The sequence below is a fragment of the Paenibacillus zeirhizosphaerae genome, from assembly GCF_030705605.1.
GTDB classification, from domain to species: Bacteria; Bacillota; Bacilli; order Paenibacillales; family Paenibacillaceae; genus Paenibacillus; species Paenibacillus zeirhizosphaerae.
In genome coordinates this window covers 167919-186479 of sequence record NZ_JAPCKK010000031.1, presented here as the reverse complement: position 1 = coordinate 186479, position 18561 = coordinate 167919, and the positions used below count along the sequence as shown (strand labels likewise).

Below are 18561 nucleotides of genomic sequence, written 5' to 3'. Positions count from 1 at the left end.
TTAAAATGAATGCGGTGATGACATTGAATAGGAACATCTACTTGCAAATTTTTAATGATTATTCGGAGCAGATCCAGGCCGGGCGGCTGGCGCCCGGTACGAAGCTGCCCTCGGAGCATGATATCACCGCTGAGTACGACACTTCGCGGGAAACTGTGCGCAAAGCCCTGAATCTGTTGGCCCAGAACGGATATATTCACAAGGTCAAGGGTAAAGGCTCTTTTGTACTGGATATAGGACGGATGAAATTTTCCGTTACAGGACTTATATCTTTCAAGGAAATGTCGGAAATAATCGGCTCAAGCACAAAGACGCATGTGTATGAGGTCAAGCTTATACCCGCATCTTCGGAATTGGCGAGACAGTTGCAGATTGCTGCAGGTGAGCCCGTTTGGAAGGTGGTAAGGTCGAGAGAGATTAAAGGGGAACGGATCATTCTGGACAAGGATTTTTTCCTGTCTTCGGTTGTTGAGTCGCTGGACAAGGAAATTGCCAGCCATTCCATCTATGAATATCTGGAGCGGGATCTGCAGTTGAAGATCAGCTATGCCAAGAAGGAAATTTCCGTCGAGGAAGTGACCGAAGAGGACCGCCGTCTGCTGGATCTACATGACTACCGGCATATCGTCGTCGTTCGCAATTATGTCTATCTTGAAGACACGACCCAGTTCCAATATACCGAATCCCGGCACCGTCTCGACAAATTCCAGTTTGTAGACTTTGCCCGGCGGGTGCACGGAGAGGATCCGAATCAGAATTAAGTTAGCCGAATCACGAATAGCCGGTTTCCCGGCATGAATGGGAATCCCCTCACGGCGGATAGCGAGCTGAGATCATGAAAATGAACTCGGGCATTGAAGCCGGAGGGAATTTTTGTCTAAAAATTGATATATGAGCAAAAACAATCTCAGAACCAGGAAAAATTACCCATTCATACTTCTTTTATCCTGTGATATTTTGAGAGATATAACATACTAAATGTGGAGATTATCAGAAACCATATTGCCGGTTTAATCAAATCCCAAAATTTTGTGGAGGAGGAGATCGTAAAGTGAAGCGGCAAATATGGAGGAGGAAGATCGGTTCTACATTGCTTTGTGGTGTGCTGGTTCTGGCTTTGTCTCCGTCGTTAAGAGGGCAAGCTCATGCCGAAGGCATCGCGTCGTTCAGTGGCAATGTTGAGAATGGAAGCGAGCTGGAGGCAGCAGCGAGCATCAACAGCCAGTATGATCTGACGGGTTTTGCTTACGGTAATACAGGGAGCGGAAATATTGCCGAATCCGATTCACGTTACGCAAAAGTCTATTCAGCTACGGATTTGGCGCAAGCGTTGAAAAAGGGTTCAACAGTGAAAGTTATTGAAATTATGAACGATCTTGATCTGGGCTGGAACGAGATTCCAGCAGCGGCCCAAACCTCGCCCTTTGCTAAGCATAACCCGCCACTCACTCATCCGGTACTTAAAGAGACGGGTGTCAGTAAGATCACCATCGACGGCTTCGACGGGCTGACTATCTTCTCGGCAAATGGTGCCAAAATCAAGCATGCGGGGATTACGATTAAAAGAAGCTCCAATCTGGTCATCCGTAATCTCGAATTTGACGAGCTTTGGGAATGGGATGAAGCGACCAAGGGCGATTATGATAAGAATGACTGGGATTATATCACCGTTGAAGGCGCAAGCTCCAAAGTCTGGATTGATCATTGCACCTTCAATCAAGCTTACGACGGTGTCATTGACGTGAAGAAGGGAAGCAATGGGGTAACCATTTCCTGGTCTTATTTCCGAGGGGACGATCAAAGCGCAAACAGTTGGGTGACACAGCAGATGAATGTCATGGAAGCGAATAAATCTGCCTACCCGATGTACGCCTACCTTAGAAGCAGTGCGGTCGGACTGAGCAAGGAGGATATTATCGCCATCATAGCGGGCCAGAAAAAAATGCATCTGGTCGGCGCAACCGAGTTTGCCGCAGATAATGCCGATCTTGAAGTAACCCTGCATCACAACTACTATCTCAACATCATGGACCGTATGCCCCGACTGCGCGGTGGCAATGTGCATGCTTACAATATTGTCATGGACAATACACAGCTTGCTGCAGCAAAGAACAAAATTACGCCTGCTATGCAAACGGCGATTTCATCTAAAGGCTATCATTTTGATGTGATCAGCAACGGCGCGATTTCTACGGAAAACGGAGCTGTGCTGGTTGAAAAATCGGAAATTATCGACGTTGCTTCCCCAATACGCAACAATCAGAAAGATGCGAATAATGCAAAATATACAGGCAAAATCAAAGCTGTAGACACGATCTATACAGCTAACGGCACGACCTTCCGGGGGGACAGCGATACGCAGGGCAGCCCATTGGCACCTTACCCGGCGGCAGCCTTGGATTTCTCCTGGAACGGGTTTAGCTCGCTGCCGTACAGCTATGCAGCGGATGATCCGGCAACGTTAAGCAGCCGCCTGACCGCTTCGGATGGAGCCGGAGCCGGTAAATTAAGCTGGGCTAAACCCAATTGGCTGATCACGAAGTATTAATCTTTATTGGTAATGAACGCACAAACAAGCCTTGATTCGGTGGTATTCAACCGGACCAAGGCTTGTTTATTTGTTGTTCGGATTTTATTGAACTTTTTCAGGCTCTGGATATTCTTTGCCTAGTGTATCCACAGTAACCTTCTTCATCACCGGCGGATTTTCCGGCTTGTCGTTTGCGTCACGCGGCAGGTTCACGATTTCATTCACAACGTCCATTCCTTCGATGACTTTGCCGAAGGCGGCGTATTGGCCGTCAAGGCTTGGCGCATCCGCAACCATGATGAAGAATTGGGAGCCCGCCGAATCGAGATCGGCCGCACGGGCCATAGACAGCACGCCGGTCGTATGCAGCAAATTATTTTTAACGCCGTTGGTTTTAAACTCGCCCTTAATACCATAGCCCGGACCTCCGGTGCCGTTCCCGTCAGGGTCGCCGCCCTGAATCATGAAGCCTGGAATGACACGGTGAAAGGTGGTGCCGTCATAAAATCCGTTTTTCACAAGCGAAATGAAGTTGTTCACCGTATTCGGGGCCACCTCCGGGTACAGCTCAAGCTTAATCGTCTTGCCGCTGTCCATTTCGATCGTCACTATAGGGTGGGAAGTGGTTCCGCTCGTATCCACGTCGCCGGTGCCGGATGGTGCGGAAGAATCCTGCTCAGCACCGGCGGCGGTTTGGCCGCTTCCGCTCTGGGTTTGCGCTTGATCTGTCTGGGCACTGCCTGCTGGCTTCGTGCCGCATCCGGCCACCACGATCAGCAGTAGGGCGAACAAGCTCAGCAGCAGCGGACGCTGCATTATTTTTTTCATCATAACTATGACCTCCGGTTCGATTTCATCTGAGTTGGCAGATAACTTTTTCATTTTCTATCATACCCTAAAGTGTAGGAGCGAGAAAATCCGGGTTGAAAATCCCGTCTCTTGACCATACTGCTGCTATTCCCAAAGAAAAGGGGCAGTGAATGATGGACATCAATACAAAGCTGATTAAAGGTCTGATATGGGGAATCCTGTTCAGTCTGCCGGGCTGGATTGTGGTTCTGTATTGGTTCAAGCACGTGAAGGAATGGCTGCAGCTTATTATGTAAGCGCATCATAGATGAGAACGAACCATTCCTCCATTGCTGTTGTCCCCAAATTCCCAATTTTACATCGATAGGATTATTTCTTGTGTTTTTTCCAGTCCATGCTGCTGTTGTTCAGCAGATACTCGAAATCATTGTCTAGCCGCTTCTGTTCGGCTTTGCGTGCCGCAATCGCCTTTGCCCGTTCTTCTTCCTGGCGCCTCTCCTGCTCCGCTTGGGCTTCATTCGCTTGGGCTTTCAATTTCTCGAGCACATCGCTGCTGAGCAGGTCCTTCAGAGTAGCGGGTTTGTCTTGTGCGGCTGGAGCGGGAGCCGCTGATTTTCTTTTCTTAGCCATTTATCTCATCTCCATTCTCCCTGATTATAACAGCTTGCCGGCTGCCGTTCCAAGTCTGGAAGAGGTGTCAGACGTTGGACAATTCCGGAAACAGGCGTAGAATGGAAGGCAACGGAAAGGACGTGTGAACATGGCATATTCTTGGAAGCGCAATCTTGCGGTATTGTGGACGGGGGTGTTTTTCTGCAGCACCGCCTACTCTATCTCGATCCCGTTCCTGCCGATTTTCATGAGTGCAGATTTGGGTGTGACGGACCGTCTGGAGATCTGGTCAGGCATTGCCTTTGGCATTACATTTCTGGCAAGTGCTCTTATAGCTCCTTATTGGGGATCTTTGTCTGACAAATACGGGCGCAAGCCGATGCTGATCCGCTCGGGTTTCAGCTTGGCGGCGCTTTATTTGTTGAGCTATTTCGTGGTTGATCCTTACACCTTCCTGGTTGTACGGGTGCTGCAGGGGCTGCTGGCCGGGTTTGTTCCGGCGTCGATCGCGCTTATTGCCACGAATACGCCTGAGGAGAAAACAGGTTATGCCTTGAGCGTTATGGCGACATCCGGCGCAACGGGCAGTATTATAGGCCCACTCATCGGCGGGGTGGTGAGCCATTATTATGGTAACCGGAATGCTTTTCTTTTCTCGGCGGCGGTGGTGCTGATTGCGGCCCTGATCGGGACGTTCGGAGCCAAGGAGCAGAACTTCAACCGTTCGGCGGCCAGATCGCATGTCAGGGATGATATGAGACAGGCCTTCGCCAATCGGACGTTTGTCATTCTGCTGGGCCTGGTGGCTTTGAGCACGTTCTCGGTGATGATCCTGGAGCCGCTCATTACGGTATATATGCTTGAGATGGGAGTTGACCGGAGCAGCGCCTCGCTGACCTCGGGAATCGTCTTCTCTGCGGTTGGCATTGCCACGGTGCTGATGGCTCCACGCTGGGGGAAAATCGGCGGCCGCATCGGTTATGGCAAAGTGCTCCTGATCGGACTTGTAGGTTCGGGCCTCGGCAATATCCTGCAATTTTTTGTAACGGATTTTATCGGCTTCGGGATGCTCCGGTTCGGTTACGGGCTCTTTTATGCCGCCGTACTCCCGGCAATTAACGCGTTGATCGTGCAGGTGACGGAGCCGGATTTCCGTGGCCGCGCCTTCAGCCTGAACCAGTCCTCATCACAACTCGCTATGATGGCGGGCCCGATCATTGGCGGTTTGCTCGGCTATCTGCTGGATATTCAGTGGGTGTTCGTCATCAACGGAGCTGCCCTGCTGGCAGCCGCACTGCTGCTATGGTTCAGGGGAAAGGGCATTCTGGCTCTAGTGAGCAAGGCGTCCGGCCCCCGGACGGCCGCTTCCTCGGCAGGACGGATCAGGCCTATGGACCGCAACTGAGTTGTGGATTAAAAAAAACGTTCAAGTTATAATGTGGTGCAGGAATATACACCGGTTTGGATAAGGAGGACCTATGAGCAAAATAAGAGTCTCGGCCGTGCAGTACCATCTGCACACGATTGATTCGTTTGAGCAGTTTGCGCTTCAATCGGAGCATTACATAAAGACAGCTCAGGAATTCGGTGCGGAATTTGTGCTGTTTCCCGAGTTTTTCACGACACAGCTAATGTCCATCGGGGATGGCAACGGCAATGTGTTGACCATTAATGATTTGCCTGATTTTACGGATCGTTACCGTGCGTTGTTTTCTTCCTTTGCCAAGCGTACGAATATGCATATTATCGGAGGCACTCACGTTGTGCGCAGGGGTGACCGTTTATATAATACAGCGCATTTGTTCTATCCTGACGGCCGCATTGCGGAACAGGCGAAGCTGCACATTACGCCGACGGAGGTTCATGAATGGAATATGGCTCCCGGTGACGGGCTTCAGATCTTCGAGACCTCCAAGGGAAAGATTGCTATGCTAACCTGTTATGATATCGAATTTCCCGAAATCGTGCGAATGGCGAAGGCCAAAGGAGCGGATATCATTTTCTGTCCGTCCTGTACAGATGACCGCCACGGCTTCTACCGGGTACGTTATACGAGTCATGCCCGTGCGGTGGAAAATCAGGTTTATGTGGTCCTTACCGGAACGGTTGGCGCACTGCCGACGGTGGACTTCATGAGAGCCAACTATGGACAGGCCGCAGTCATTACGCCGAACGATATCCCGTTCCCGCCGCGTGGCATTATGGTGGAAGGCGAGCTGAACGATGATATGATCGTGACGGCGGATCTGGATCTGGAGCTGCTGTATCAGGTGCGGGAGCGTGGTTCGGTTACAACGTGGAGGGACCGGCGCACCGATCTTTACACGGATTGGAGCTGAGCGGGTGTATTATAAGGAAATATACGTATTCGACGGAAATCGTCCCGTCAAGGCTGTGATCCGCAATTACGGGCCGGAGGACTTTGACGGTATGATCCGCATCCAGCAGGAATGCTTCCCGCCGCCGTATCCAGCGGAGCTGTGGTGGAACAGGGAGCAGTTGACCTCCCACGTGGAGAGGTTCCAGCAGGGGGCGCTCTGTGTGGAAATCGGCGGGCAGCTTGCGGGCTCAGTTACAAGCCTGATCGTGGATTATGATTCAGAGCATGCCGAGCATACATGGGAAGAGGTGGCGGATCAGGGCTACATCCGCACCCATCGGCCTGACGGCAACGCGCTGTATGTGATCGACATTGCCGTCCGCCCGGCTTTCCGCAAGCTGGGTCTGGGCAAATGGCTGCTTTTCTCACTTTATGATGTCGTTGTCCAGTTGAAGCTTGAACGGCTGCTGGGAGCCGGACGAATGCCTGGTTATCATGAGTATGCCGGCCGGTTAACCGCTGAACAGTATGTTGATGCCGTAATGGCCGGGGAATTGAAGGACTCTGTGCTGACCTTCCTGCTTCGCTGTGGGCGTATGCCGGTGCGCGTGCTGACAAATTACCTGGAGGACGAACAGTCCTGTGATTATGCTCTGCTGATGGAATGGAGAAACCCTTTTCGCAGTCGGCAGATCCCTTAATTGAATCGAAACGAGGAGTGTGAGCTCATGGAATATCATCGCATTACAAGTATTGAAGACCCTCTGTTCGCCAAAATGCACCGTTTGATGAAGGAGGTGTTTCCGCCCGAAGAAGTGCTGGAATACAGTCTGTGGAAAGAACCGTTGGAAGACCCGGGCATCCGTGTCTTTGTCGCTGTGCATGAGAAAGAGGTTGTAGGCGCTACGGAATACCGCTATTACCCGGATTTTAATGTGGCCATGACCGACTTCACGATTATCGGCAGCCCGGGCCTCGGCATCGGGCGTTACCTCTGGAAGAACCGCCAGGCGGACCTACATAAGCTTGCGGCAGAGAGCGGCCAAAAGCTGTTCGGCATGTTCGCCGAAATTTACGACCCGTACCGCGGCAATGACCACGAATTCGGCGGTGTGAAGCCGATGGATCCGTATGTGCGGCGTGAGGTGCTCTCGCATTTGGGCTATAAGGCTCTGGATCTGGAGTATGTCCATCCATCCTGGAACAATGACGGGGAAGCGGTGGAAGGCCTTAACCTTGGCTTCATGCCTGAGGATGACCAGATCACCGAACTGGACACCAAGCTGGTGACTTCGTTCCTGCGTCGATATTACACAGTGTTGCTGAACAAGCCGGAGACTTGGAATCGTATGGTAGCCGAACTGGAAGCCAAGGATACGGTTGCATTGCTCCCGATCTGAAGCCGATGACAGCAAAGCGCCGGAACGATGAGTCTGTTGACCTCGTATTCCGGCGCTTTGCCGTACTCTATTCGGCTGGTAGAAAGGTTAGGCTGCAAGAAGGTGTGAGGCCCCTGTACATAGAATTAGTTAAAAATGAGCAAATAGAATCAAAGCTGGCAACCCAATATTATGCTTGAGGTGCTTTACAAATGAAATACATCCCTAAAATTGCGGTAGCCTTTTGGTTTCTGCTCCTGCTGGCAGCCGCAACGGGCTCTTCTGTCTCCGCCGCCGGAATGGTGTCCAACGTTCAGCCCATCACACAATGGGACATGTTATGGAACAGCACTCCCCAGGAAGGCAGTCTTCCTAAGCCGCCTGCGGATTCCGAGGACTGGAAGCAGGTAGGATCTGATGAAGTACCGAACAACCGGCCGACGAGTTCTACTTCTGCTTGGATTCGCATGACTCTTCCAGAGCTAGGCTCCGAGACGCCGGCAATACTGCTGGAAAACGTCTATGGCAGGCATGTCATCCTGTATAAGGACGGAATTATTGTGTATGAATCCTTCCGTTCCTATAACTACGAGCAGAATAAAATACTGCTGCCGCTGGACCGTGAAGACAGCAGCAAAAAGCTGTACATTTGGACTGACAGCAGAATGGAACGGATTGGAATCAGCGGCGAGGTCCTTGCCGGAGATCAACGGGAATTGATGAACATCATGATTCAGAAGGATTTATTTGATGTCATTCTGGGAAGTGCATTTATTTTAGTAGCGCTGACACTCGCGATGTGCTCCACATTCTTATTCAAGCCGAACCTCTCTGTCTGGCTGTCCCTGTGCGCCGTTATTTTGGCAATAGGATTGCTGATTCTCACGTATTCCCCTTTCTTGTTTACATTTTACAGAGAATACGGGGAATTATATTTAGCGCTTTTCGACATCGCCTTATTTTTACTGCCGCCTTCCCTAGCTCTATTTTTTGAGCAAATGCTTGGAGATATCGCCTATATCCGACGTTTTCGCAAATGGCTTACGTTCTATTCCGTTGTCTGTCTCCTATTGATGACTGTAAATTTGCTGACGCTGGAGCGTTACTACAGGCTATATTACGGAGCAAGTGTTACGATGCTGGGACTGCAGCTTATGGCGCTGCTGATTTTCCTGATGGTGGCCAGCTTGAAGAGGGCCTGGAAGGGAGACCGTGAAGCGGTCATTCTATCTGTGGGCTTCGCCTGTTTTGCGGCGGCTTCCATAAGTGAGCTGTTATGGTTTTATATCCGGCAAGGGCATTACAACCTGTTTCTATGGAAATGGGGAGTCGTTGGATTTGTCATCTCGCTCATTACGATTCTCGGCAGACGGCTCGCAGAAAAGCATAGGCAGGTTGTGCAGTATTCGCAGGAGCTGGAAATGTTCAATAACGAGCTGCAGCGGTCGGAGAAGATGGAGATTATCAGCGACCTTGCCGCCTCGGTCGCCCATGAGGTGCGCAATCCGCTTCAGGTTACTAGAGGATTTCTGCAGCTAATGAGCGGTAAAGAGGAAGGAAAGAACAGGGATTATCTGCAAATTGCGCTTGAAGAGCTGGACCGTGCGTCCAATATCATTACCGATTTTCTTACCTTTGCCAAGCCGGAGTTTGAGCATATCAAGATTCTGCATATTGATGATGAATTCAGGCATATCGAAGGCATTATCAGTCCGATGGCGAACTTGCAGGGCGGTAAGATTTATCTTGATATCCCGACTGACCTTGCCGTTAAAGGCAACTCCTCCAAGTTCAAGCAGGCGTTTATCAATATTATCAAGAACAGTATTGAGGCGTTGGGGGACGAAGGACAGATTCATATCCGTGCTTACAGGACGGGCAATGAGGTGTTCATACATATCCGTGATAATGGAGAAGGAATGGATGCACAGACGCTGACAAGGCTCGGAGAGCCGTATTTCTCGAATAAAACGAAGGGTACGGGCCTGGGGATGATGGTCACCTTTCGGATCATTGAGGCTATGGATGGACGGATAACTTTTACAAGTGCTAAAGGAGTAGGAACGGAGTCAACGATCCGTTTTCCTGCTGCGGGGACGAGCCCTGTTCCGCATTCATGAGCGGGGACTTCCCTATAACCGATGAACAACAGGGTACTCCCTGGCCTACTAGGCCAGGGAGTACCCTGTTTAAGGGGGGAATTAACGGGAATTTTTTACCACATTGCTTCCGGTTTGGATGCGGCCGGAATCATCCGGGCAGGATCAGGCGGGATGACCAAATACAACTGATCAGGCGTCTCCTGTACAGTTTTAAGCTGGATATGATCTGGTATGACGACTCCAAGCAGCTCGCGGATTGCTGCTTTAGGGTCCTGCATCAGCTTTTCGCGGAAAGCCTGATCCTCCCATGCTTTTTGAATGAGCTGGTTTTGTGCGGTAAGTTCTACAGACATTCTTATCATCCTTTCTCCAAGGTACGTTTTGGCGAAACAGTTTAAGACGAGGAGGGACCTCCTCCATGGTCTAACAAGTACTGCAACCCTCCGCTAAGCAGAAGCTGCCTTTCCCGGGCAATATAAGCCGCCGCCTCGGCCAGTTCATCGGCCACACTGGCGGCAAAACTAGCCAGACCGTGGATAATCGGCCTACGCTCTGAAAGGGTGTAAGCCAGCTCGGCCGCTGAAGCGGCGTAACGGTTCAATACGTTGCGGGAATATACAGCCTCTTCAATCATCTCCTCTGCATAGACTCCTTGCCTATACCCGACCCCATGTTCGGCACCGATGAAGGACAAGAGGCAGTTGTAGCTGCCTTCGTTCAAATCCTCTCTCCAGTCCGCCCAGTCGTCGGCCATTTGCAATATCAGCAGCGCCTGATCCGTCATATCGGTGACTGCCGGGAGGAGATGCTCCTGCTGGGAAAGCAGCAGCACTCCGGTACCCGCCAGTTTCAGCGGACTTGCCTTGCCGGAGATTCCGGATGGGTTCTCCTGAAAATCGTCACTTCGCCCCTCTTTAGCCACGCTTGCCGCCCATTCGTTCACATAAAGCCTGTAATAATCCCAAATGGGGGAGTCGGGTGGAAATAGTGCGCGGTATACATCCATGCTTTCAGTCAGAAACAACTGGGCAAGAGCGAGACGGCTTCTCCAATCGTCCGGGCCTGTATCCATCACATCATCCTGAAGGAGAAAGGACAGCATGATATATACATTGCCCAAAGACAAACGGCGGATCATATCAGGCTGCAGGTCGGCAATTTCGTTTACCCAGAACGGGAGCAGATAGCAAATATAATTGCGTGTGCTGTCCTCCAGCAGAGGGTTGAATTGCGCGGCGTACTCCTGCCCCATGGTGTTCAGGGGAGCGGGAAAAGAGGAAATCCGTTTCTCCGCTTCAGCAAAAACCAGCTCAAGCTCATGCCTGTACCTCGTGTACCATTCCATTTCCCCACCATCCGAATAGCTTCAATTTTAAGCATGTAATCTAGTTGTTATAAGCATCTTAATGCTTGTCCGCTATTCCTGCAAGAGCTTGTTTTCGTCATAAACGCATATTATTCATGGTTGACCCCCATAATAATACAAATGAAAGGGAGAAATGGCTCGATTCATGGCAAAGTGTTGTAGAAATTGCCGATAATTGCGGCGAGAATAATGGAAGGATGCGAGATAGAATGAACAAATTCATGTACATATGCGGAACGGCCAGTATGGCGGCCCTCTTAATGAGCTCGGGTCCGTTGACTGCGGCTCAGGCGTCTGAGGTACATCCGCCTCACGAGGCCCGTAAGGAGAAATCCGCCCCAGAGCAAAGGATTGACCAGGGACACACGGGTCCCCGTTGGTCTTTTCTGAACGAGGTTGCCAAAGTGCTGGGGATGACCTCTCAGGAGCTATCCACTGAGATCGATAAGGGAAGCACGCTGGCGGAAATTGCGAAGAAGCGTTCGGGCTGGTCGGAGGAGCAGCTTACTGCCAAGCTGGTACCCATGCTCAACGCTCGTGTGGACGAGCTTGTCAAGCAGGGACACCTCACGGCCGAAGAAGCCAAGGCTCGCAAGGCCCTTGGAGCGGCGTGGGTGAAGCAGATGGTGAACAAGCCGTTACGGGAATTGCACGGTTTTCACAGATCACGGCCAAGAGGCTGGGGAGTGGGAATTGACCGTGCAGCGGTTGCCCGCATCCTGGGCCTGACACCGACCCAACTGGAAACAGAGCTCCGCAAAGGAAAGTCCGTTGCCGAAATTGCGCAAAAGCGGGGTATGGGGGAGGATGAGCTGATTCGCAAGCTGAAGGACGAAATGACGGGGGACCTCAAGCAGATGATCAACCGGAAAGCGCCGATCAGCTTCGAACGCACACCGTCCAATGCACGAGCGACGGCCGGGGAGTAATTCATCGAGCGAAAAAGGTCGAGAACAGCAGCAAGTTTCTTCTGTTCTCGACCTTTTTTGTGCTTCAACCCCCAAGGCTGCCTGTTTCATTGGGTCAGGGGCGGTTCTTTCCGGCAAAGATTTGGAATTCTTGCCGGTCGGCTGGACCCTTGTGCCGGCTGCGGCGTCCGCTGGCGCCGATAATCCAGTGCCCGCCAGGCAGTGCGGACAGCAGTCTGCTAACCCCGAGAGCGGTGCAGGCTACGATGACAAAGCTGCCTACGGCCACAGCGAGATGCAGGTTCTGGAGAGGAAGGCTGCGGGTAAAGTAAGCAACCCCATACAAGAGCAACGCATGGCACAGATAAGCGCCGAATGAATATTTTCCCATCCAGGCCAGCATCCTGCGGAATCTTCCGGGGGCAGCATTAGCATGCGGGCGAAGCAGTAGTCCGTACAGCAGCAGCATCTGCGAAACAATCAACAGAAAGGTGCTCGGTTTGAGATAGGTGGATATGTTCAGATTGATGGTCTCTCCCGATTGCCGAAGCAGCGTATAGCCCATCATCGTAAAGAGAAACAGAAAGATAATGGCGTTCCAGGGCAGCGATCGTTGTACGAATAACCGCCATGATCCGACCATGCTTGCACACACCGCGCCCAGAACGAAGTAAAAGAAATACATGACAAAAATATAAGTCCGGTGTTCAACCAAAAATTGCAGTGGACGAGGCAGTCCTTGCAGCCAGCCGGACATGTCATAATACGACCAATGCATGAGTACAGTATAAAGGACTCCGAGCACACTCAGCATGATTGCAGTTCGTACACCGTTCCCCGTACCGTTGTCCTTCAGGAAGAAAGGCTTGATCGCGTTCCATGCCGGTCCGAACAAAGGAAACAGCACATAGAACTGAAAAATCATCACGACAAACCAGAGGTGGTAGCCGCTGAGGGGAATGATCATTTCACGCAACAGGCTCTGCCACCAGCCGGGACCGGTCAGCGGTATTTTCGACCAACTGCGGGCGACGATCCAGTAGACCACCGCCCAAAATATAAAGGGAATATAGATATCTCCGAATCTCTTGCCGAGCCAGTGTGCATTTGCTGCAGCCCGGCGGTATTTATAGTTATAAAATAAAAGAGCGGCCGATAGAAACACGAAGGTCGGCGTCCCAAAACGGGTCAAATGATAAATGATGCCCAGCATGACAGAGTCCGGGCTCTGGATATCCGGTCTGTAAATGTATTCACCGATCGAGTGTTGAAGGACGATAGCCAGAAACGCCAATCCACGCAGTTCTGTCCATTCATCAATGCGTGGCCTTCTGAACGTTTTTTCCAATTTCGTTGCTCCTTTATTTCATTCTTGTAGCCCACTCGTATGATCTACCTGTCTATTGTATCCCCCGAAGATTAAGGCTTGATTAATTATTTTTCACCGGATGACGGTCATGTTAAACGGACAGGTTCACATTTGATGTGAATCCGTTTACAATTTAACTTGAAACATCATATGGATTTAGAACACTTTGCAACCGGCTGAGAGAGGAGGCTGGATCATCTCATGAAAAGGACTCTGCTGGTTTATGTGCTGATCATTGCGGCATTTGTGCTGTATCTGTTCCGTTACGATGCCGAAGGCAAAGAGAGAGGCGTCTGGGAAGATCAGGGGCTGCATGGAGAGATCGGCGAGACTTATGTCATGATTACTTTTCAGTCGGGCATGGAATATTGGAAGAGCATTCTTAAGGGCTACGAGGACGCAGCGGATGCGCTTGGTGTGTCCATCGAATATCGCGGGGCGACACGTTATGACGCCCAGGAACAGCGACTTGTGCTGGAGCAGGCGATCGCCAAGAAGCCGGCTGGCATTGCCATCTCTGCAATCGATCCGTATTCGCTCCTGCCTACCATCAACAAGGCGGTTGAGGCGGGAATTCCTGTCGTGCTGTTCGATTCGGATTCACCGGGGAGCAAGGCTTATTCCTTCCTCGGTACAGACAACTATAACGCGGGCGTTACCGCCGCTGACAAAATGGCACAGCTTCTGGGCAGGGAAGGAAGCGTTGGCATTATCACGCTTAACGGCCAGCAGAATCATGAGGAGCGGACACAAGGCTTCAAGGACATCATCATGGACCGTTATCCGGGCATGAAGGTTATTTCCACTATGGACGGACGGGGCGATCCGGTGGCTGTACGTGAAGCGGCTTTACGAATGCTCCGGGATTATCCTGATCTGGCGGGCATCTTTGTTACGGACGCGGCGGGCGGAGCAGGTGCGGGGGAAGCGGTTATCAGCGCGCAGCGTGCAGGCTCGGTCAAGATCGTCAGCTTTGACGCCAATAAAGCGACGCTGGATATGATCCGGGACGGCACCCTCTCGGCCAGTATCGCACAGGGCACCTGGAATATGGGCTACTGGTCGCTGCAATACCTGTTCCATCTGCATCATGGACTGACCGTTCCGGGTCCTTCTCCTTCAGGGCAAAATACACCGCTTCCGGTTAGGGTAGACACGGGCATTTCCGTAATCACCAAAGCGAATGTGGCTGATTATTATGCCAAATAACAAGTGGATAGGCCAACTGAAGGGGATGAGAAGGGCCGGTCGGCGCAGTCTGAGGGATTTGCCGCTCCGCTACAAGCTGATTGTGCTGTTCCTGCTAATCGGCATTGTCCCGTCACTTGGTCTGGGGCTGCTGGTGAACTGGACTGTGGAGAGGATTGTCGAGCGCCAGATCGAGGAGAATACGATGCAGCTCATCGGTAAGGTGAACGAAACGCTGGACAGCCGTATGGAAAATTTGCAAAATATGACGTATCTGATCGGTTTTCAGCCGCAGGTGGCCGGTTTCATGGAGGGCGGAACAGTCGCGGACGGGTATACGGGTGAGGCAGCCGAGGCTCGAAAACAGCAGGCTGAGCGAATGATTTCCGCAGCGGGAAGCAGGAATGATCTATATGAAATCAAGCAGTATTTGCAGGGCTTCACGACTTTGTATCCTGAAATCGCGGGTATCATGCTCGTGAACGAACACGGGGACTATATTAGCAACGAAATGTATGCCAGAGACCAGCGCAACCTGACGGCGGAGAGCTGGTACAGGCAGGCAGAGCGTGCTGAGGGGATTTTTACGATCATCGGTCATCCTGCCGACCGGGGCGTTATTTCTCATGTTAGCTACAGGGATAACGAGATTATATCGGTCGCCCGTTCGTATACGGATCCGCAGACAGGCAAGGCGCTTGGCGTCGTCCTGATCGATCTGAAGCTGCGCGCCATATCACACGCGGCCCGTGACGTAACGCTTGGCAAGACAGGTTATCTGATGGTGGCCGATGAGGATGGCAGCAGTATATACATACCTGAGCGTCCCTTGATTGAGCAGGTTCCCTCTGAAGTTTTCAACGTGGGGGAAAGCGGCTCTTTGACAAGGTCGGTTGGCGGAGAAAAGTTGCTGTTGATGTACCGCTCCTCGTCATTCACGGGCTGGCGGACGATCGGTGTGTTCCCGGCCCATGAAGCCGCGATGGAGGTCCGGCAAATTCAATTCTATGTCTTCTGCTTCCTGTTCGTGGCCTGCCTGATCGGCATCGGCGCTTCCTTGACGCTGTCCCGTTCGATCGCTGATCCCATCCGGCAGTTAATGGCCAGCATGAGACACGCGGAAACGGGGGATCTGACCATTCGCAATCATAGCGAGCGGGGAGACGAAATCGGTATGCTGGAAAGGAGCTTTAACCGCATGCTGACGCAAATCCGCAGGTTAATGTCCTTGAATGAGTTGAAGGAGCGCCAGAAGCGGGAAGCGGAGCTCAGAAGCCTGCAGGCGCATATTAAGCCGCATTTTCTGTACAATACTTTGGATACGATCCATTGGATGGCAAGGAAAAAAGGGGCGGAGGATGTCGCGGAAATGGTGGAAGCCTTGTCCAGACTGTTCCGTATCGGACTGAGCAAAGGCGAGGATATGATCCGGGTTCAGGAAGAAATGACACATATCGAGAGCTATCTGCGAATCCAAAAAACAAGATACCGGGACCGTCTCACCTGTGAAATGAACGTTCCCGACGAGATCGGCCATCTGTACGTATTGAAGCTGCTGCTGCAGCCTATCGTGGAGAATGCGATCTATCACGGAATTAAAGCGCGGCGTGGCCCGGGTAAAATCCGCATTGAAGCCAAAACCGTGGATGACAGGCTGCTGCTTGTCGTCACCGACAATGGAGCAGGTATGGCAGAGGACCGGCTGAGAGAGCTCAAAGGATTGCTGGAGCATCCGCTGCAGGCAATTGAAGAGCAGGAGGAGGGACGTGCGGGGAGGAGCTATGGCATGCTGAATGTACAGGCCCGCATCCGCCTGGCCTTCGGGGACGAGTACGGTATCCGGCTGGAGAGTGAACCAAGTCAGGGAACCAGGGTAACGATCGTGCATCCCCTTTTGCATGAGAATGTCCAAAAATGGGGCAGGGAGGAATCAGAGTGAAAGCAAGGTATCAGGTTGTGATTGCTGATGATGAACCTATTATCCGTGAAGGAATACGTGATGCCGTCAACTGGGAGGAGCTCGGAATGAGCGTGCTGGGCGAGGTGGAGGACGGGGAGGAAGCGCTTGAGCTGGCCCTGGATAAGGCTGTTGATATCATGCTGGTGGATATGAATATGCCCTTCATGGACGGCATTGAATTGATCAGACGACTGCGTTCGGAACGGCCCGGCTGCCGTTTTGTGGTCATTTCAGGCCATGATGAATTCGCCTTTGCCCAGGAGGCGCTGCGGCTCGGTGTGGAGGACTACCTGCTAAAGCCGATGGACCCGAAGCAGTTGCACAGCGTCCTGTCCCGTGTCGGCCATGAACTGGATGAAGAGCGGCGGCATGATCATTATATCAAGCTGGCTTCCGAGCAGATCGACCGCAACATCCCGCTGCTGCGGCAGCGTTTCTGCCAGGAGTGGATGGAAGGCTTGATGGCCGGGGAGGACATTGTGGAAAAACTTGACTTCCTGCGGCTGCCCAATACGGTCCCTGCACAGATTGGTGTGATTCGTTGGCCGGCCGTTGCGGCGCGTGAATCACTTATGAAGGAAAACGACAGGCAGCTCTTTCTCTTTGCCGCCGAAAATATTTCCTCAGAACTGCTTGCTCCGTTGCGGCACGTTATTTTTCATGATCAGAATGGTCTGATCGGTATTTGTCTCTGGGAGGAAGCGCCGGAAGGCGTTGGAGCGGTGATTGAAAGAGAGGTTGGCAGGTACCTGAATATTGCCGTGCAGGCCTATTTTGGAGCGGTAACCGACGGAATGTCCACCGTGCCCGAAGTATATAGAAGCTGTCGGGAGCAGGTATACCGGGAATCGCGGCTGTCCCCGCTAGTGCGGCGCGCACGACAACTTATCGGGGAACGTTATGCTGATCCCGAATGGACGCTGGAAGCTGCAGCCTCCAGGCTGCAGGTGTCGCCGGTATACTTAAGCAGGGTGCTTAAAAAGGAGCTGCATACTTCTTTTGTAAGCCTGGTCAGCAGTGCCCGGATTGCCAAGGCGGTTCGGCTGCTGGATTCGACCAGTCTGCCGATGCATGAAATCGCCCTACTATCGGGCTATGAGAGCCAGCATTACTTCAGCACAGCGTTCAAAAAAAGAATGGGCGTATCGCCAAATCAGTACCGCAAAGGTTCGGCGGCAAAATAACCGTGAAACAGGGGCGACGTAGCAGTCGTCCTTTTATTATTTTATGCGTAACTTCATTCACATCTTTCTTCCATTGCTACACTAAGCAAATTCTTATCGACAACGTTCGATTAAAATTTGCTGAAAGATGAAAGTAGCATAGGAAAAACATCCTGAATTTAGTTTATTAAATTTGATACATAAGTTTCTTTTTTTGATAATTTGGTACATGTTACCATAGGATTGTTCTTAAAAATTATACAGAAAGTGGGAATAAAAATGAAAAAGGTGTTAAGTTTGGTCATGATTATGGTATTATGTTTGACGGTACCTCTCTCTGCATTTGCTTCAGAAGGTGAAGGTGAGAACGTTCCGACAGAACTTCACTCGGAATTTTTACTGGTTGAAAAGGATGCAGACATTGATTTTAATGACAAAGAAAGTTTGAAAGCTCTCTTCAACTCAGAAAAAACTGCGGAAAATGGCATTCAAGCACAAGCCGCTCCACCGGTTGGTGGAATGGGTGATATTTTTTGCAAAGCCATTGGTGGCGGGAAAATGAGTTGTGATTGGAGCATCACTTTAACAAAAAAAGGTGAAGCAATCCAAAGTATGTATCTTATTTTTGAGGTATCAAATTCATCTGGGAATATTGTTGGAACAAAAGAGGTATATAAAACGCCTTTGGGTGGCAACAAAGCAACATATAAAGATCAAATTGATTTCAACCCGGGAAAAGGTATGTTTAATGTAGAGAAATACGGAGCCGTAGAGGGCCGCACAGCAGTGTACGAAGTTGTAGCTGTTACCGGGGACTGGGTTAATGTTTATTGATCAACCCTGAAAGACTCAGT

The 18561-nt window shown here is 51.2% G+C and carries 18 protein-coding genes; 13 read left to right on the top strand and 5 right to left on the bottom strand.

What is annotated here, in order from left to right; all coding sequences use genetic code 11:
* The first annotated feature begins 23 nt into the window (after positions 1 to 23).
* A complete protein-coding gene (treR, locus tag OIN60_RS20085) occupies positions 24 to 761 on the top strand; it encodes a trehalose operon repressor (protein WP_305756653.1) in 738 nt (245 codons plus the stop codon).
* Positions 762 to 1156: 395 nt separating this feature from the next.
* Positions 1157 to 2548 carry a pectate lyase family protein gene (locus tag OIN60_RS20080; protein ID WP_305756759.1) on the top strand — a complete coding sequence of 464 codons (1392 nt, stop codon included), beginning with the start codon at positions 1157 to 1159 and terminating at the stop codon, positions 2546 to 2548.
* A gap of 84 nt (positions 2549 to 2632) precedes the next feature.
* Here the strand turns inward: OIN60_RS20080 and OIN60_RS20075 are convergent, their stop codons facing one another.
* Positions 2633 to 3361 carry a peptidylprolyl isomerase gene (locus OIN60_RS20075; RefSeq protein ID WP_305756652.1) on the bottom strand — a complete coding sequence of 243 codons (729 nt, stop codon included), beginning with the start codon at positions 3359 to 3361 and terminating at the stop codon, positions 2633 to 2635.
* 149 nt (positions 3362 to 3510) lie between these two features.
* Here OIN60_RS20075 and OIN60_RS20070 point away from each other — a divergent pair, with 149 nt between their 5' ends.
* The gene (locus tag OIN60_RS20070; protein ID WP_305756651.1) at positions 3511 to 3636 is read left to right on the top strand and encodes a hypothetical protein; all 126 of its coding nucleotides are present in this window, start codon (positions 3511 to 3513) and stop codon (positions 3634 to 3636) included.
* Positions 3637 to 3709: 73 nt separating this feature from the next.
* On the opposite strand, the gene OIN60_RS20065 is transcribed toward OIN60_RS20070, so the two are convergent.
* The gene (locus OIN60_RS20065; protein ID WP_305756650.1) at positions 3710 to 3970 is read right to left on the bottom strand and encodes a YqkE family protein; all 261 of its coding nucleotides are present in this window, start codon (positions 3968 to 3970) and stop codon (positions 3710 to 3712) included.
* Positions 3971 to 4100: 130 nt separating this feature from the next.
* Here OIN60_RS20065 and OIN60_RS20060 point away from each other — a divergent pair, with 130 nt between their 5' ends.
* The 5 genes from OIN60_RS20060 (at position 4101) to OIN60_RS20040 (ending at position 9771) form a co-directional block, all read left to right on the top strand.
* Positions 4101 to 5357, top strand: coding sequence for an MFS transporter (locus tag OIN60_RS20060; RefSeq protein WP_305756649.1), 1257 nt, complete (start codon positions 4101 to 4103; stop codon positions 5355 to 5357).
* Between the two features lie 73 nt (positions 5358 to 5430).
* A complete protein-coding gene (locus OIN60_RS20055) occupies positions 5431 to 6291 on the top strand; it encodes a carbon-nitrogen hydrolase family protein (RefSeq protein WP_305756648.1) in 861 nt (286 codons plus the stop codon).
* A gap of 4 nt (positions 6292 to 6295) precedes the next feature.
* Complete coding sequence (locus OIN60_RS20050) at positions 6296 to 6973, top strand: GNAT family N-acetyltransferase (RefSeq protein WP_305756647.1); 678 nt, start codon at positions 6296 to 6298, stop codon at positions 6971 to 6973.
* A gap of 27 nt (positions 6974 to 7000) precedes the next feature.
* Positions 7001 to 7672 carry a GNAT family N-acetyltransferase gene (locus OIN60_RS20045; protein WP_305756646.1) on the top strand — a complete coding sequence of 224 codons (672 nt, stop codon included), beginning with the start codon at positions 7001 to 7003 and terminating at the stop codon, positions 7670 to 7672.
* A 191-nt stretch (positions 7673 to 7863) separates the two neighbouring features.
* Complete coding sequence (locus tag OIN60_RS20040) at positions 7864 to 9771, top strand: ATP-binding protein (protein ID WP_305756645.1); 1908 nt, start codon at positions 7864 to 7866, stop codon at positions 9769 to 9771.
* 95 nt (positions 9772 to 9866) lie between these two features.
* On the opposite strand, the gene OIN60_RS20035 is transcribed toward OIN60_RS20040, so the two are convergent.
* Together OIN60_RS20035 and OIN60_RS20030 are read right to left on the bottom strand one after the other, a co-directional pair.
* On the bottom strand, positions 9867 to 10106 hold the full coding sequence (locus OIN60_RS20035) for an NHLP leader peptide family RiPP precursor (protein WP_305756644.1): 240 nt from the start codon (positions 10104 to 10106) through the stop codon (positions 9867 to 9869).
* A 41-nt stretch (positions 10107 to 10147) separates the two neighbouring features.
* Complete coding sequence (locus OIN60_RS20030) at positions 10148 to 11098, bottom strand: hypothetical protein (protein WP_305756643.1); 951 nt, start codon at positions 11096 to 11098, stop codon at positions 10148 to 10150.
* Between the two features lie 230 nt (positions 11099 to 11328).
* Here OIN60_RS20030 and OIN60_RS20025 point away from each other — a divergent pair, with 230 nt between their 5' ends.
* Entirely contained in the window at positions 11329 to 12048 is a 720-nt protein-coding gene (locus OIN60_RS20025; RefSeq protein WP_305756642.1) for a hypothetical protein, read from the top strand.
* A 94-nt stretch (positions 12049 to 12142) separates the two neighbouring features.
* Here the strand turns inward: OIN60_RS20025 and OIN60_RS20020 are convergent, their stop codons facing one another.
* Positions 12143 to 13375 (bottom strand): acyltransferase, encoded by a 1233-nt coding sequence (locus OIN60_RS20020; protein WP_305756641.1) that lies wholly within the window; start codon positions 13373 to 13375, stop codon positions 12143 to 12145.
* A 222-nt stretch (positions 13376 to 13597) separates the two neighbouring features.
* On the opposite strand from OIN60_RS20020, the gene OIN60_RS20015 reads away from it, so the two are divergent.
* The 4 genes from OIN60_RS20015 (at position 13598) to OIN60_RS20000 (ending at position 18541) form a co-directional block, all read left to right on the top strand.
* Positions 13598 to 14605 (top strand): substrate-binding domain-containing protein, encoded by a 1008-nt coding sequence (locus OIN60_RS20015; RefSeq protein ID WP_305756640.1) that lies wholly within the window; start codon positions 13598 to 13600, stop codon positions 14603 to 14605.
* Entirely contained in the window at positions 14595 to 16523 is a 1929-nt protein-coding gene (locus OIN60_RS20010) for a cache domain-containing sensor histidine kinase (protein ID WP_305756639.1), read from the top strand. Before OIN60_RS20015 ends, OIN60_RS20010 begins: the two co-directional genes overlap by 11 nt.
* On the top strand, positions 16520 to 17728 hold the full coding sequence (locus OIN60_RS20005) for a response regulator transcription factor (RefSeq protein ID WP_370872555.1): 1209 nt from the start codon (positions 16520 to 16522) through the stop codon (positions 17726 to 17728). Before OIN60_RS20010 ends, OIN60_RS20005 begins: the two co-directional genes overlap by 4 nt.
* Positions 17729 to 17986: 258 nt before the next feature.
* A complete protein-coding gene (locus OIN60_RS20000) occupies positions 17987 to 18541 on the top strand; it encodes a hypothetical protein (protein ID WP_305756637.1) in 555 nt (184 codons plus the stop codon).
* Positions 18542 to 18561: the final 20 nt, after the last annotated feature.